A 15,620-nucleotide genomic window follows, 5' to 3' on the forward strand; every position below is an offset into this window, starting at 1 on the left:
GCCCGGCTCTGCTGGAGAATCACTACGGGGCGGGAACTTCACTACGATGTGCGGACACTCAGCCTCCCTTGCCCCAGAAGCATCGACAGGACACCCATGAGCCCTCGTTCTCCCCGAGAGATCTCCGTACTGGTACCGCCGGACCTCGCCCCCCTCTATCCGGACGACCCCTCGCGGATCGGCCCCTACCTCGTCCTCGGGCGGCTGGGGCAGGGGGCCACCGGAACCGTCTACGCCGCCGTCGACGTGTCGTCGTCCACCGCGAGCGACCGGCTGGTCGCCGTGAAGGTGCTCAGGTCCCCGGAGTTGGAGTCGCCCGACGCCTACCCCGCCCTGGAGAAGCGCCTGCGCGCGCTGTCCAACGTGAACTCCAAGCGGGTCGTCGTGCCGCTGGCCTTCGACACCGACGCGAACCCGCCGTGGCTGTCCATGCCCTACCTGGCGGGCGAGCGGCTGTCGCACTACGTGACCAAGCGCGGCGGTCTGGGCACCGGCAAGCTGATCGCCCTGGCGACCGGCCTGGCCGAGGGCCTGTCCGTGCTGCACGCGCGGGGGGTGGCGCACGGGTCGCTGCGCCCCAGCGAGGTGCTGCTGGAGTCGCACGGCCCGCACATCATGGACTGCGCGGTCGCCGCCTCCCCCGACCGGATGCGGGGCCTGGGCGCCACGTGGCTGAGCCCCGAGAGGTTCCGGGGCGGGGCGGCCACGCCCGCCTCCGACGTGTTCGCCTGGGGCGCGATCGTGGCGTTCGCCGGGACGGGCCGGCTCCCCTTCGGCCCCGGGGAACCCGAGGAGATCGCCGAGCGCGCCGCGAACGGGGCCTTCGACCTGAGCGGGCTCTCCAAGGGCCTCCTGCCGGTGGTGGGCCGTGCCCTCGCCCCGGACGCCGACGGCCGTCCCAGCCTGCGCGAGGTCATCGGTGCGGTGATCGCGGTGTGGCAGTCGGAGCACGACGACGAGGGGGCTCCCGCCGGCGGGGCGCCGACCGGCCGTGACGAGCTGACGCGCATTCTGGAGCGCGAGTGGCACGCCGTGGAGCCTCCCGCGCGGGTGCCCGAGGTGATCCGCCTGGAGGGGCGGATGTCCAACAGGCGTCCCACGAGGGCTCTGCTGGTGGCCGGGAGCGCGGCGATCGCGCTGGCGCTGGTCGGCGCCGGCGTGTGGGGGGTGTCGCAGCTGCTGGGGCCCTCGGACGAGGAGGCCCTGGTCGCGGACGCCTCGGAGGAGGAGCCGGAGGCGGCGAGCCCGTCGGCCGACGACGCGCCTCGGACCCTGGTGGCGCGGTTCGACCCGGCCGACCAGGAGGACTTGGCGGAGGGGCCGTGGGTCTACACCCCGGTGGACCGCGACGACGAGCCGATCCGCGGCCAGGGCCTGCCCAGCCACTCGGCGTGGGCGGAGCAGTGGGACGAGGCCGGTGAGCCCGCGGAGGCGACGATCGCGCCCGACGCCGAGGTGTTGTGCGCGAAGTTCTGCGCCGCCCCCGACCACGTGTTCCTCGACGAGGAGGGGCGCGGCACCTGGGAGCTGACCGGCAACGACTTCGTCGACTACCTGTCGTGGGGTCCCGTCGTGATCGTGGAGGTCACCTTCGCCGACGAGGAGCCGGGCGAGGGCCCCCGCGAGATCGTGCAGATCACGGAGTTGTACACCGACTAGGCCGGGGGCTCCGCCCCTCCGCCCCTCCGCGCCGTGCCGGCCGGTGCACCCGGGGCCCGTGGGCGCCCCGCCTCTCCGGGGTCACGGCGGGGAGGTGCGACGGCAGGGATGCTGCGGGGGTGCTGCGGCCGGAGGCACGGCGAGGGTGCGGCGGCGGGGCGCGGCGGGTTGTCCACAGGAACGGGCGGGGGCTGTGCCACCCGCCCGTTGGTGTGGAGACTGGACGTAAAAGGGTGGGCGGGGGGATCTGCGTCCCCCTCCTCCGGCGTGCCTACCCTCCGCTCTTGAGCACGCCCTTGATGCGCTGGAGCACCTCGGAGAACCGCCGCTCCGCCCCGTGCTGGGTGGGCTTGTAGTACTCGCGTTCGGTGAGGCCCTCGGGGGCGTGCTCCTGGGGAGCCACCCCGCCGGGGAAGTCGTGGGCGTAGCGGTAGCCCTTGCCGTGGCCGAGTTCGGCCGCGCCCTTGTAGTGGCCGTCGCGCAGGTGCGGGGGCACCGGCCCGGCCAGGCCCGCCCGCACGTCGGCCATGGCGGCGTCGATCGCGGTGATGACCGAGTTGGACTTGGGCGCCAGGCTGATGTGGATGACGGCCTGGGCGAGGTTGATGCGCGCCTCGGGCATACCGATGAGTTCCACGGCCCGGGCGGCCGCCACGGCCGTCTGCAGGGCGGTGGGGTCGGCCATGCCGACGTCCTCGCTGGCGTGCACGACGATCCTGCGCGCGAGGAAGCGGGGGTCCTCCCCCGCCTCGATCATCCTGGCCAGGTAGTGCAGGGCGGCGTCGGGGTCCGAGCCGCGCATGCTCTTGATGAACGCGCTGATGACGTCGTAGTGCTGGTCGCCCGAGCGGTCGTAGCGCACGGCGTGCCGGTCGACGGCCCGCTCGACGTTCTCGGCGGTGATGGTCACCGGCCCGGTCCCCGGGCGTGCGTCCTCGGAGGCGTCCTCCCCGGCGGCGGGCCCGTCCCCGTCCGAGGCGCCGCGGGACCGCGGCGGGGTGGGCCCCGCCACCAGGGCGGCGGCCTCCAGGTAGGTGAGGGAGCGGCGCCCGTCGCCCCCGGCCAGGCGGATGAGGTGGTCGGCGGCGTCGTCGGAGAGGGCGTACCGGCCGTCCAGCCCGCGCTCGTCGGTCAGCGCGCGGTCCACCAGCGCGCGGACGTCGTCGTCGTCCAGTGACTCCAGGGAGAGCAGGAGCGAGCGGGACAGCAGCGGGCTGACCACGGAGAAGAAGGGGTTCTCGGTGGTCGCGCCGATGAAGCTCACCCACCGGTTCTCCACGGCGGGCAGGAGCGCGTCCTGCTGGGTCTTGTTGAACCGGTGGACCTCGTCGACGAACAGGAGGGTGCGCGTGCCGTGCATGCCCATCCGGCGCTTGGCCTCGTCCACGACCGCGCGGACGTCCTTCACTCCGGCGTTGACCGCGGACAGCTCCACGAACCGGCGCTTGGTGACCCTGCTGACGACCGTGGCCAGGGTGGTCTTGCCTGTTCCCGGCGGGCCCCACAGGAACACGGACATGGGCGCGTCGTCCTCGACCAGGCGGCGCAGCGGACTGCCCTCGCCCAGGAGGTGCCGCTGGCCCACGACCTCGTCGAGGGTGCGGGGGCGCATGCGGACCGCGAGCGGTTCCTGCCCCCTGGCCGCTTCGGCCCCGGCATCGTCGAACAGTGTTTCGGACACCTACCCAGGGTAGGTCGGGCGGGTGACCGTTCGGGCCGGAGCGCGGAGCCTCGTCCGCGGCGGTGCCGCCCCGCGGGGGTCAGGGCGCGGACGTCGCTGTCGTGGTCGGCGCGGGGGCGGTGTCCGGCGCGGGTGCGGCGGGGACCGGGGTCATCCGGGTGATGAGCAGGGCGATGTCGTCGCCGCGGCCGGCGGGGGCCATCTCGGCGAGGACGTGCGCGGCCGCCTCGGGGTCCTCGAAGTGCTCTGCGAGGGCTTCGCCGACCAGGGCGAGGCCGTCTCCCATGGGGAGTTCGGAGCTCTCCACGAGGCCGTCGGAGCAGAGCAGCAGGGTGCTGCCGGGAGGGAGCATGCGGGTGGTGACGGCGTACTCGGTGTCGGCGAGCACGCCCAGGGGCGGACCGGTCTCGGGCTCCCACAGTTCGTAGCCGCTCCCGGAGGCCAGCACGACGGGGGGCTGCCCGGCCCAGGCGGCCTGCATGACGCCGCTCTCGCGGTCGATCACGAGGTAGCCGCAGGTGGCGAAGACGATCTCGCCGGTCTCGGTGAGCAGCCGGTTGGTCTCGCCGAGGACCACGCCGGGGTCGGACTGGTTGGTGGCGTAGGCGCGGAAGGCCACGCGGATCTGCCCCATGGCCGCGGCGGCCTCGACCCCGTGCCCCTGGACGTCGCCGACGAGCAGCCCGACCTTGTTGTCGGGGAGTTCGATGACGTCGTAGAAGTCGCCGCAGATCCGCCAGTCCGCGCGGGAGGGCAGGTACTTGGTGGCGATGTCCATGTCGGGGAAGCTCGCCACCTGGCGGGGCAGCATGCGGCGCTGCACGGCGTCGGCCAGTTCCAGTTCGGCCTGCTGGGCCTTGATGCGCTGGAGGGCCTGGCCGGCGAGGCCGGCGAAGGTGAGCATGAGCGCGCGTTCGTCGCGGCTGGCGTGGTGGGGGCGGTCCCAGACCATCTGCCAGACGCCGAGGGCGACCTTGCCGTCCCCGAAGATGGGCACGGTCGCCCAGGCCTGGCCGCGCACCTGGCGCATGAGCTCGACCGCGGCGGGGAAGCGGCTGATGATCTCCGCACGGCTCTCGAAGAAGCGGGGCTGGCGGTCCTGGATGACCGCGCCCATGGGGAAGTCGGTGTCGTCGGCCCGGCGACCGTCTATGTGGTCGATGTTGCCGCCGCGGGTGCGTGCGTCGGGCGAGCCCCGCAGGAGCCCTCCCTCGACGTACAGGGCGACGGCCTGGACGCCGCCGAAGATCGGCAGGAACTCGTCGCTGAGCAGGTCCATGACCTTGTCGACGGTGGTGGCCGAGACGAGTTTGGAGGACAGCTCGGTGACCAGGCGGCCGTGCTCGGCCTCGGTGCGGCGGCGGTCGGCGAGGCGGCGGACCAGCTGGACGTGCTCGGTGACGTCGTCGATGATGCCGACGAGCCGGTCGGGGTCCCCGGGGACGAAGCGGGCGCGCACGTGCAGGGAGCGCTCGTCGCCGAGGCGGTCGAACACGCGGAAGCGCTGCTCGTAGTCCCGTCCGGCGAAGGACGCGGACATGGCGTCGCGGACGCGGGCGATGTCGTCGGGGTGCACCCGTTCGAGGATGCGTTCGAGTTCGCGGTCGTTCCCGGCCAGGAGGGCGCCGAGCGGGGTCGGGCCGAAGAGCTCGCGCAGGCGGCCGGTGCCCAGGTCCAGGCTCCACAGCACGGAGTCGGAGTTGTCGGTGCGGAGCTCCCCGACGACCCGCAGGTCGGCCTCCTCGGTGGAGAGCACGTGCATCAGGACGACGACGCGGCCGTCGCCCGCACCCTCGTCCCCGCGTGCGGGCAGGGGGCGCAGTTCGACCTCGACCAGGCGGGCGCCCTTGTCGGTGACGCCCAGGTGCAGGCGGGAGCGGCGGCCCCGGTTTCCGGCGACGGCCTCCGCGTGGGCGTGGGCTCCGCGCTGGGCGTCGTCGCCGTCGAGGAGGTCGTGCCACACGCGCCCGGCGAGGTCGGCGCCCTCACGGCCGAAGAGCTCGGTGAAGGCGTGGTTGGCGTGCACGATCGCGCCGTCGGCCGCGGCCAGCACCATGGGTTCCGGAGCGTGGGCGAACGCCCCCGCGAGCGTGCTCTCGGAGCCATCGCCTGAAGCGCGTTTTCCGTTCACGTATGACTCATCCTCATGTCGTCTCGGACGTCACACCCGCGTTCAGGCGCGGTCACCCCTGGAACGTGCCGATCGGCTCATTCTAGTGTCCGGGGCAGGGTCTGTTCCGGTGGTGGGACCGGGCGGGCGGCACATCCTGCTCCGTCCGGCACCGACGGGACCCGGTCGGACACGGACCACCATGGTCCACCAGTGAAGGGGGTGGGCGCCGGGTTCCACGCCCATGGCCGCATTCGTCCGGACACGGGACGTGAATCGTTACGCGCGTGTGACTCAATAGCGCAGACTGCACTCCGCCACCACTCCGCACGCGAATGGGGACATCCCCACTGTCACATCGTGTTCACTCCAGGACACGTGTGGATCGCGGCGCGGGAAGGGTGATTCGCCTTCAACGGTAGGGGATGGCGGCCCCCGGCGCATCCGTACCGGGGCACCGGGGCCGGGTTCGGTCGGCTTCCCCCCGGGTGGCTACGCCCGATAGTCGACAGATTTCTCCGTGTGACCGTTTAGGAAGGTTCAAAGTAGGTCGAATTCGGGCACCGAACATGCAGTGTGAAATTCTCCGACCCCTTGAGGACATGCCCATGTCACTGGTGCTCAAGCGTGCCGTCATGACGTTCGTCCGCGGCACCGTCTGGGACTGGGACTGCCGCCTGTGCGGCAGCAGCAACACCGACGTCGACCACTCCTGCTGGAGCTGCGGCGGCAGAAAGCGCTAGCCCCCGTCCCCGGGATGCGGGAGACGGTCCCGGGAGCACGTCGGGGGCGGCACGCGTCACCGCGCACCGCCCCCGCGACAGAGTCCTCAGGGCCTTCCTCTGCCTACTTCCGGTCCGCCTTGGCCTGCGCCTCGGCCTCCGGGTCCGCGTCGACACCGGCCTCGGCCCGCTGGGCCCCGGTGATCGGCGTGGGCGCCCCGGTCAGCGGGTCACCGCCCGAAGCGGTCTTCGGGAACGCGATGACCTCGCGGATGGTCGGCTGGCCGGCCAGCAGCATGATGATCCGGTCCCAGCCCACGGCGAGGCCGCCGTGCGGGGGCGGTCCGAACTTGAACGCCTCCAGCAGGAACCCGAACTTCGACTCCGCCTCGGCCTTGCTCAGGCCGATCGTCTCGAAGACGCGCTGCTGCATCTCGGCGCGGTGGATACGGATGGAGCCCGAGACCAGCTCGTAGCCGTTGAGCACCAGGTCGAAGGCCCGGGAGTTGGTGGTGCCCGGGTGGTCCTGGAAGTCGGCCTCGTCCTCGACCGCCGGAGCCGTGAAGGGGTGGTGCACCGGCTTCCAGGCGCCCTCCTCGTCGGCCTCCTCGAACAGCGGCATGTCGGTGATCCACAGGATCTCCCAGCGGGAGGTGTCGATCAGGTCGCAGCGCTTGCCGATCTCCAGGCGCGCGGCCCCCAGCAGCTCCTGGCTGTCATAGCGCTTGCCCGCCGCGAAGAAGACGGCGTCGCCGGGGACGGCGCCGACCTTGGCTGCCAGGCCCTCGCGCTCGGTGTCGGACAGGTTCTTCGCGACCGGTCCGCCCAGGGTGCCGTCCTCCTGGACGAGCACGTAGGCCAGGCCCTTGGCGCCGCGCGAACGCGCCCACTCCTGCCAGGCGTCCAGCTCCTTGCGGGTCTGGGATCCGCCGCCCGGCATGACCACGGCGCCCACGTAGGGGGCCTTGAAGACCCGGAACGAGGTGTCCGCGAAGTACTCGGTGACCTCGACCAGCTCCTGGCCGAACCGCAGGTCCGGCTTGTCGGAGCCGAACCGGTCCATGGCCTCGGCGAACCGCATCCGCGGGAACCGCTCGGGCAGCTCGACGCCGCGCACCTCGCGCAGCAGGCGGGTGAACAGCGTCTCGCCGACGGCGAAGATGTCCTCCTCGTCGACGAAGCTCATCTCCAGGTCGATCTGGGTGAACTCCGGCTGGCGGTCGGCGCGCAGGTCCTCGTCGCGGAAGCAGCGGGTGAGCTGGTAGTAGCGCTCCATTCCGCCGACCATGAGCAGCTGCTTGAACAGCTGCGGGGACTGCGGGAGGGCGTACCAGTGGCCCGGCTGGAGGCGGACGGGGACCAGGAAGTCGCGGGCGCCCTCGGGGGTGGAGCGGGTCATGTACGGCGTCTCGACGTACACGAAGCCGAGGTCGCGCATCACGTCGTGGGCGACGTAGGTCGCCTTGGAGCGCAGGCGCAGGTTCTCGGCCATCTCCTGGCGGCGGATGTCCAGGTAGCGGTAGCGCAGCCGGGTCTCCTCGGCGACGTCCGCGGCGCTGTCCAGCTGGAAGGGCAGCGGGGCGGACTCGCTGAGCACCTCGATCTCGTCGGCGGCGACCTCGATCGAGCCGGTGGGGATCTCGGGGTTCTCGTTGCCCTCGGGCCGGACCCGGACCGTGCCGGTGACCTTGATGCAGTACTCCGCGCGGAGGTCGTGGGCGAGGTCGTCCTCGCGGACGACGACCTGGGCCACTCCGGAGGCTTCGCGCAGGTCGAGGAAGACCACGCCGCCGTGGTCGCGGCGGCGTGCCACCCAGCCGGCGAGGACAACGGTCGCGCCGGCGTGCTCGGCGCGCAACGCACCTGCCTCATGCGTGCGTATCAACGGACTTCTCCTTCAGCGTCTTGGTTCGTGTCAAGTGTGCCCGACCTGCGCTTTGGTACGGGCCAGTCCTGTGCACACCGCCCACGCGCACCCGGGCCCGGCCCGGGGAGGGCGGTGTGAAACCACCGGAACCCGCCTCAGGCGGGGCCGGTGCCGATATCTCGTCCGTCGCGCGGCCAGGGGCACGCGCTCGGGCTGTCGACGCCTCGGTGGTGTTCGGTCGTCATCACGTCGTTCCTGCGGGGGTGGATCCGTCCGGGACTGCGGTCAGCCGGCGATATCGCGCAGGTACGGATTGGTGGCGCGTTCGCGCTCGACCGTGGTGGCGGGGCCGTGGCCGGGCAGGACCTGGGTTCCGTCGGGCCGGGCCAGCACCGCGTCGGCGAGGCTGCGCAGCATGGCGTCGTGGTCGCCGCCGGGGAAGTCCGTGCGCCCGATGGACCCGGCGAAGACGAGGTCGCCCGCGAACATGACCGGGACCCCGTCCTCCGTGGTCACCGTGTAGACGACCGACCCGGGTGTGTGGCCGGGGGTGTGCTCCACCTCGACGTCCAGCCCGGCGAAGGTCAGGGTGTCGCCCCCGGAGACCTCGACGAGGTCGGCGGGCTCGGTGTGGGGGCCCTCCCCCAGCAGCGAGGACAGCTGCTCGGCGAAACCGGGGTCGACTCCCGCGGCGGGGTCGGTGAGCAGCCGGCGGTCCTCGGCGTGCACGTGGACCGGTACGCCGTGGCGCTCACCGATTTCGGCGGCGGACCACACGTGGTCGAAGTGCCCGTGGGTGAGCAGGACCGCGACGGCGGTCAGGGCGTGCTCCGTCAGCACCTTCTCGACCTGCTCCGCGGCCTCCTGGCCGGGGTCGACGATGATGCAGTCGCCGCCAGGGGCCGGTGCGAGCACGTAGCAGTTCGCGGCGAGGGGCCCGGTGGGAAGTGCGGCGATGAGCACGGCGGTTGTCGTCCTGTCCTCGGTTGGGTGCGCGGTCGGAGGGGCGGGCCCGCGGTTCGGACGCGCGAACCCTCAGGTGCAGAGCCTACCGAGGCACGGGAGGAGGGGCGACCCGTCCGGGGCGTCGCGGAAAGCGTTTGATCACCATTCGATCACCGCGCGCGGCTGGCCTCTTTGCCAAACCGCGTGGTAATGCCATATTGGTCACCGTCGTCGTGTGCGCCGAGGCCCCGACCTGCGCCTCCACGGGCCGGGTACGCGGCCCGGAGTGCCACACGGCGACGCGCGGACACGCATGATCTGCGCCGATGTGAATCACGGCGCGTCGCCGCCCGTCGGATCGTATGGATATCGTGCTCAGCACGGTGGTTCCCATCACGACGCGGCGCGAGAGCGGCGCGACGACCCGAGCCCGCCCCACACCGGGCTCATGACAGCAGGAGGACACGGTGACCACGGACCCTTGGGGCCGCGTAGACGACGACGGCACGGTCTACGTCCGCACGAGCGAAGGTGAGCGGGTCGTCGGATCGTGGCAGGCGGGGGCGCAGGAGGAGGCCCTGGCGTTCTTCCGACGCAAGTACGACGCCCTGGTCACCGAGGTGGAGCTTCTGGAGAAGCGGCTCCGCAGCACGGACCTGTCCGCCGCCACCGCGATGTCGAACATCGACAAGCTGCGTGCCTCCGTCACCGATGCGAACGCCGTCGGCGACCTGGAGTCCCTGGGCAGGCGCCTGGACGCGCTCTCCGGCCGCGCCGAGGAGCGCAAGGTCGAGCAGAAGCAGGCGCAGGAGGAGGCCCGCGGCCAGGCCAGGGAGACCAAGGAGCGCATCGTCGCCGAGGCCGAGCGGGTCGCGGCGGAGACGACGCACTGGAAGTCCGGCGGCGAGCGGATGCTCGAGCTCATCGAGGAGTGGAAGAAGGCCCCCCGGGCCGACCGCCCCACCGAGCAGGCGCTGTGGAAGCGGATGTCCGCGGCGCGCAACTCCTTCTCCAAGCGGCGCAAGACGTACTTCGCGAACCTGGACCAGGAGCGCGACTCGGTGCGCGTCGAGAAGGAGCGCATCGTCGCCGAGGCCGAGTCCCTGTCGGGCTCGGACGACTGGGGGCCCACGGCCCGCGCCTACCGCGACCTCATGCAGCAGTGGAAGAGGACCGGTCGCGCGGACAGAGCGAGCGAGGACAAACTGTGGACGCGTTTCAAGGCGGCCCAGGACCGGTTCTTCGACGCGCGTAACGCGACCTTCGCCGAGCGGGACGCCGAGTTGCGGGTGAACGCCGACGCCAAGGAGCGCATCCTGGCCGAGGCCAGGGCGGAGATCCCGGGGATCTCCGAGCCGCGCCGGGCCCGTGCCCGCCTGCGCGACTTCCAGGAGGCCTGGGAGGAGGCCGGCGAGCTGCCCCGCGACGTGCGCGACCAGCTCGAGGGCGCCTTCCGCCAGATCGAGGACGGCGTGCGCCGGGCCGAGGACGCCGAGTGGGAGCGGAGCAACCCGGAGACGCTGGCCCGCGCCAGGGACACGGTCTCCCAGCTGGCGTCGGCGATCGCCGGCCTGGAGGCCAAGCTGGAGAAGGCCAGGGACCGGGGCGACGCCCGCCGCGTCAAGGAGCATGAGGACGCGCTGGAGGCGCGCCGCGCGTGGCTGGCCGAGGCGGAGAAGGCCCTCGACGAGCTGAGCTGACCGGGTCGGTCACCGGCGGCGGACGGGCTGCACCCTCCGGGGTGCGGCCCGTCCGCGTGTACGGGGCCCGCGCGGTGGGGCCGGGCGCCGGGTGCCGGCGCACTCCTCCGCCTCCCCCGCCCGTGCCGCTAGCGGTGCGCGTCCAGTTCGTAGACGGTCGCCTCGTCCGTGAACGCCCGGACGTTCGGGGCGGGCTCCGGCGTGTGGTTGTCGGGAACCGCCGGGGCGGGGCGGGGGCGCCGTGTGCCCGGGTGGCACAGGCAGCCGACGGTGCCGACAGCGGTGGCGACGGCGAGCAGCAGCAGTCCCGCGACCACCCACACCAGGGGCACGGTCGCGTGGACCCGGTGCACGGCGGAGGAGCAGGCGGCCAGTGCGGCGCCGGGCTCCGGCCGCAGGCACACGGTGGTGACGGGGTGCGCGCCGTCCTCCAGGACTCCGGTGATCTCCCCGGTGACCCGGAAGCTCGCGCGTTCGCCGGGTCCCAGGTCCTGGGTCCACGTGACCCGTCCGTCCTCGACCGCGGCCCTGGTCCCGGCCGATCCGGAGACGTAGCGCACCGTCGGCGGAAGGAACTGGACGATCTCGGCCTCCGGGAGCGCCTCGGCTCCGGAGTTGCGCACCCGGATCGTGTAGCCGACGTGGTCTCCGGGGGCCGGCCGCTCGTCGTCGGAGGGGGTCTCCAGTGACACGTGCAGGCTCTCCGCCCCCGGTACGGCCTCGTCCTGCGTCGACGGGCCCGGGCCGGGCGCGTGGTGGGCGCCGGGCAGGGCGATCAGGGCGGCCAGGCCCAGTGCCGACATCGCCGTGGTCACGGCCATGGTGCTTCCTCCGCGTGCGAACACAGGTAATTACCCTACGTTCACAGTTGATAACACGCAGTAATCATTTTGGTCGTGCGCCATGCGGGAGGAGGCGCAAACACTCCGGGGGCGGGTTCCGTACCGGGACGGAAGGTGGAGGTCTCCGGGGCTCAGACGCCCACGAACGACCGCAGCGCGGCGGCCCGCTCGGTGCTCTCCCAGGTGAACTCGGGCAGCTCGCGGCCGAAGTGACCGTACGCGGCCGTCCTGGAGTAGATCGGGCGCAGCAGGTCCAGGTCGCGCACGATCGCGGCCGGACGGAGGTCGAAGACCTCCTTGACGGCCTTCTCGATCAGCTCCGGGGCGACCTTCTCGGTGCCGAAGGTCTCGATGAACACCCCGACCGGGTGCGCCTTGCCGATGGCGTAGGCGACCTGGACCTCGGCGCGCTCGGCGAGCTCCGCGGCGACGATGTTCTTGGCGACCCAGCGGGTGGCGTAGGCGCCCGAGCGGTCCACCTTCGACGGGTCCTTGCCGGAGAAGGCGCCGCCGCCGTGGCGGGCGTAGCCACCGTAGGTGTCCACGATGATCTTGCGTCCGGTGAGGCCGGCGTCACCCATGGGGCCGCCGATCTCGAAGCGGCCGGTCGGGTTGACGAGCAGCCGGTAGTTGTCGGACTCCAGGCCGAAAGCGGCCACGACCGGCTCGATCACGTGCTCGCGGATGTCCGGGGAGAGCATCTCCTCCAGGTTGATGTCCGCGGAGTGCTGGCTGGAGACCACGACGGTGTCGAGGCGGACCGGGGTCTGGCCGTCGTACTCGACCGTGACCTGGGTCTTGCCGTCAGGGCGCAGGTAGGGCACGGTCCCGTTGCGGCGGACCTCGGCCAGGCGCTCCGACAGCGAGTGCGCCAGCTTGATCGGCAGCGGCATCAGCTCCGGGGTCTCCCGGTTGGCGTAGCCGAACATCAGGCCCTGGTCGCCGGCGCCCTGGCGGTTGAGGACGTCGTCCTCGTTCTCGACGCGCGCCTCGTAGGCGGTGTCGACACCCTGGGCGATGTCCGGGGACTGGGCGTCGATGGAGACGTTGACCCCGCAGGAGTCACCGTCGAACCCCTTGGCGGAGGAGTCGTATCCGATCTGGAGGATCTTCTCGCGCACGATGGCGGGGATGTCGACGTAGGTCTGGGTGGTGACCTCACCCGCGATGTGGACCTGACCGGTGGTGATCAGCGTCTCGACGGCGACCCGGCTGCGCGGGTCGTGGGTGAGCATCGCGTCGAGGATCGCGTCACTGATCTGGTCGGCCATCTTGTCGGGATGGCCTTCGGTGACCGACTCGGAGGTGAAAAGGCGGCGGGACACGTTGCGTGACTCCTTGCAGCGGCTGCTGGCTGACATGTGTCGGTGCGGGACTGCGCTCCGGCGGCCTGCCGGGGCGACCAATGCCGACCGACTCGGTTGGTTATCCGTCCACTGTAACTGGACTGGTGGGGACGGGCGTCCCCGTACCGGAAACGTCATTCGTCACGTGTCGGCACGGGCGCCCGTTGGAAGTGTGGCGTACTCGGCGGTAGGAATCCAGTCCTGGCCCCCAGGCGGTTCGGGCGCGGGCACCCGTTCTGCCTGTGCGTACGCCCGTGCGGGAGCGCGGGACCCGGCGAACGGCGGCTCAGGCGAGGCGTTCGACGACCAGGTCCCACACCCGGTCGGCGAGGTCGTCCTTGGGCCCGGTCGGGATGTCCGTGGCGGAGCCGTCCGCGCCGAGGACCACCGCCTGGTTGTCCTCGGTGCCGAACGCGCGCCCTCCCCCGACCTGGTTGACCACGAGGAGGTCGCAGCCCTTGCGCTCCAGCTTCGCCCGGCCGTTGGCGACGACGTCGTCGGTCTCGGCGGCGAACCCGACGATGGTCTGCCCCGGCGCCTCCGCGTCGCGGGAGGCGACCAGGCCCGCGAGGATGTCGGGGTTCTCGACCAGCGCGATGGGCTCGGGGGCCGTGCCGGACTTCTTGATCTTGGAGGACACGCTCCGGACGGGCCTGAAGTCGGCGACGGCCGCGCTCATCACGACCGCGTCGGCTCCGCGCCTCTCGGCCTCCACGGCCTCGGCGAGTTCGACGGCCGAGCCGACGGGCACGACGCGGACCCCGGCCGGGTCGGGGAGGGAGACGTTGGCGGCGACGAGGGTGACGTCCGCGCCGCGCGCCGCGGCGGTGCGGGCGAGGGCGTACCCCTGCTTGCCGGAGGAGTGGTTGCCGAGGAACCGGACCGGGTCGATGGCCTCCCGGGTGCCCCCGGCGGAGACGACGACGCGCCGGCCGGCCAGGTCGGGGGCCGCGGCCCCGCGGCGCAGGACCAGCCGTGCGGCCTCGAACAGCTCCGAGGGCTCCGGGAGCCGTCCGCGTCCGGTGTCGGCGCCTGTGAGGCGTCCCACGGCCGGGTCGAGGACGACGGCCCCGCGTGCGCGCAGGGTGGCCACGTTCGCCTGCGTGGCGGGGTGCTCCCACATCTCGGTGTGCATCGCGGGTGCGAACACCACGGGGCACCGGGCGGTGAGGAGGGTGTTGGTGAGGAGGTCGTCGGCCAGGCCGGCGGCGGCCTTCGCGAGGAGGTTGGCGGTGGCGGGGGCGACGAACACGAGGTCGGCCTCCTGGCCGATACGCACGTGCGGGACCTCCTCGACCCCGTCCCACACCCCCGTGGTGACGGGCTGCCCGGACAGGGCCGCCCAGGTGGGCTCTCCGACGAAGCGGAGGGCCTCGGCGGTGGGGACGACGCGGACGCGGTGGCCGGACTCCGTCAGGCGGCGGAGCAGCTCGCACACCTTGTAGGCGGCGATGCCGCCGCCGACGCCGAGGACCACCCGGGGAACTCTCTGTGTCTCACTCACAGAAAGGAGTTCTACCAGGCTCGGCCGTTCCGGCATACGCGAGGGGCGTGCGGACCCCGGAGACACCCGCGCCCTCCGCGCGCCCGTCGGGGCGGTGGAGGGCTGCGTACGGGCCCCGCCGGCGCGCGGGGCGCGCCGGGTTCCGCCTCGCCGGCCGGCCCGTGGTCCGGGGCGGCCGCGGCGGAGGCGTGGATCAGGTGCCCTCGTAGGGCTCGGCGGTGAGCAGTCCGGCCTTGACCTCGCGCAGGGCGATGGACAGGGACTTCTCCTGCACCTGGGTCTCGACCAGCGGGCCGACGTACTCCAGGAGGCCCTCGCCGAGCTGGGCGTAGTAGGCGTTGATCTGGCGGGCCCGCTTGGAGGCCATGGTGACCAGGCTGTACTTGCTGTCGACGAGCTGAAGCAGGTCGTCGATGGGCGGGTTGGTGATGCCTTCGGCGACGGGCTCGGTACCAGCCACTTCGTTTACCCCCAGGGTAGGTCTCCGGCTCGTCGGAAGCCGTGACGTGATCGTACGGGACGGGTTCGAGGATACGCGGCGCAGCCGGGCTGATCCCCGACGCGGGCGGACGCGGGCGGCCGGGGCCGTGGGCCCCGCCGCTATCACACCTTGGGCGCGTTGATCAACGCTAGCAGCTCGGAGCACACTTCCCGCACGGAGGTGTTGACGAGCGTGGTGTCGAACTCCTTCTCGGCGGCGAGCTCGACCCGGGCGGCCTCCAGCCTGCGCTGGATGACGTCCTCGGACTCGGTGCCGCGCCCGGTCAGGCGGCGCACGAGCTCCTCCCAGGAGGGCGGGGCGAGGAAGACGTGGTAGGCGTCGGGCATGGACTCGCGGATCTGCCGGGCGCCCTGGAGTTCGATCTCCAGCAGCACGGGGGCTCCGGCGGTGAGGCGGGCCTGGACGGGGCCGCGCGGGGTGCCGTAGCGGTTGCCGGCGAACCGGGCCCACTCCAGGAGCTCGTCCTCGGCGATGAGGCGGTCGAACTCCTCGTCGGTGACGAAGTGGTACTGGACGCCGTCCTGTTCGCCGGGGCGGGGGGCGCGGGTGGTCACCGACACCGAGAGCCACACGTCGGGGTGCTCGTGCCGGAGGTTGGCGACCACGGTGCTCTTCCCCACACCCGAGGGGCCGGACAGGACGATCAACCGCTTCTCGGCCGGACGGGACTCGGATGCGAGTTCAGGCATGTGTGTTCGGGGCTTCCCTTCGGGGCGTGTCCGCCGCGGGGCCGGAGGCCTTC

12 protein-coding genes are annotated in these 15,620 nt (G+C 72.4%); 3 read left to right on the top strand and 9 right to left on the bottom strand.

Translation table 11 applies throughout. From position 1 onward, the window contains the following. Nucleotides 1-96: 96 nt before the first annotated feature. Nucleotides 97-1,659 carry a serine/threonine protein kinase gene (locus Q8791_RS24780; RefSeq protein WP_330094203.1) on the top strand — a complete coding sequence of 521 codons (1,563 nt, stop codon included), beginning with the start codon at nt 97-99 and terminating at the stop codon, nt 1,657-1,659. Nucleotides 1,660-1,930: 271 nt separating this feature from the next. Here Q8791_RS24780 and Q8791_RS24785 read toward each other — a convergent pair whose 3' ends face one another. Together Q8791_RS24785 and Q8791_RS24790 are read right to left on the bottom strand one after the other, a co-directional pair. Continuing rightward, entirely contained in the window at nt 1,931-3,340 is a 1,410-nt protein-coding gene (locus tag Q8791_RS24785) for a replication-associated recombination protein A (RefSeq protein ID WP_330094204.1), read from the bottom strand. Nucleotides 3,341-3,419: 79 nt separating this feature from the next. Further along, a complete protein-coding gene (locus Q8791_RS24790; RefSeq protein WP_330094205.1) occupies nt 3,420-5,471 on the bottom strand; it encodes a SpoIIE family protein phosphatase in 2,052 nt (683 codons plus the stop codon). 581 nt (nt 5,472-6,052) lie between these two features. Between Q8791_RS24790 and Q8791_RS24795 the strand changes: the two genes are divergently transcribed. Continuing rightward, nucleotides 6,053-6,193, top strand: coding sequence for a hypothetical protein (locus Q8791_RS24795; RefSeq protein WP_330094206.1), 141 nt, complete (start codon nt 6,053-6,055; stop codon nt 6,191-6,193). A 103-nt stretch (nt 6,194-6,296) separates the two neighbouring features. On the opposite strand, the gene aspS is transcribed toward Q8791_RS24795, so the two are convergent. Continuing rightward, nucleotides 6,297-8,057: an aspartate--tRNA ligase gene (gene aspS, locus Q8791_RS24800; protein ID WP_330094207.1), complete on the bottom strand. Its 1,761-nt coding sequence runs from the start codon at nt 8,055-8,057 to the stop codon at nt 6,297-6,299. Between the two features lie 267 nt (nt 8,058-8,324). After that, complete coding sequence (locus Q8791_RS24805; RefSeq protein ID WP_330094208.1) at nt 8,325-9,002, bottom strand: MBL fold metallo-hydrolase; 678 nt, start codon at nt 9,000-9,002, stop codon at nt 8,325-8,327. Nucleotides 9,003-9,451: 449 nt separating this feature from the next. On the opposite strand from Q8791_RS24805, the gene Q8791_RS24810 reads away from it, so the two are divergent. Beyond that, nucleotides 9,452-10,684, top strand: a complete 1,233-nt coding sequence (locus Q8791_RS24810) for a DUF349 domain-containing protein (RefSeq protein WP_330094209.1) — start codon at nt 9,452-9,454, stop codon at nt 10,682-10,684. A gap of 128 nt (nt 10,685-10,812) precedes the next feature. On the opposite strand, the gene Q8791_RS24815 is transcribed toward Q8791_RS24810, so the two are convergent. The 5 genes from Q8791_RS24815 to gmk all read right to left on the bottom strand — a co-directional run bounded on the left by Q8791_RS24815 (nt 10,813) and on the right by gmk (nt 15,567). After that, nucleotides 10,813-11,505 carry a hypothetical protein gene (locus tag Q8791_RS24815; RefSeq protein ID WP_330094210.1) on the bottom strand — a complete coding sequence of 231 codons (693 nt, stop codon included), beginning with the start codon at nt 11,503-11,505 and terminating at the stop codon, nt 10,813-10,815. Nucleotides 11,506-11,657: 152 nt separating this feature from the next. Next, nucleotides 11,658-12,851, bottom strand: coding sequence for a methionine adenosyltransferase (gene metK / locus Q8791_RS24820; RefSeq protein WP_330094211.1), 1,194 nt, complete (start codon nt 12,849-12,851; stop codon nt 11,658-11,660). A gap of 307 nt (nt 12,852-13,158) precedes the next feature. After that, nucleotides 13,159-14,349, bottom strand: coding sequence for a bifunctional phosphopantothenoylcysteine decarboxylase/phosphopantothenate--cysteine ligase CoaBC (gene coaBC, locus Q8791_RS24825; protein ID WP_330094245.1), 1,191 nt, complete (start codon nt 14,347-14,349; stop codon nt 13,159-13,161). A 220-nt stretch (nt 14,350-14,569) separates the two neighbouring features. After that, nucleotides 14,570-14,836 carry a DNA-directed RNA polymerase subunit omega gene (gene rpoZ / locus Q8791_RS24830; protein ID WP_330094212.1) on the bottom strand — a complete coding sequence of 89 codons (267 nt, stop codon included), beginning with the start codon at nt 14,834-14,836 and terminating at the stop codon, nt 14,570-14,572. A 143-nt stretch (nt 14,837-14,979) separates the two neighbouring features. After that, nucleotides 14,980-15,567 (bottom strand): guanylate kinase, encoded by a 588-nt coding sequence (gmk, locus tag Q8791_RS24835; protein ID WP_330094213.1) that lies wholly within the window; start codon nt 15,565-15,567, stop codon nt 14,980-14,982. Between the last annotated feature and the right edge of the window lie 53 nt (nt 15,568-15,620).

Origin of the sequence: Nocardiopsis codii (assembly GCF_036327455.1) — a bacterium.
GTDB classification, from domain to species: domain Bacteria; phylum Actinomycetota; class Actinomycetes; order Streptosporangiales; family Streptosporangiaceae; genus Nocardiopsis; species Nocardiopsis codii.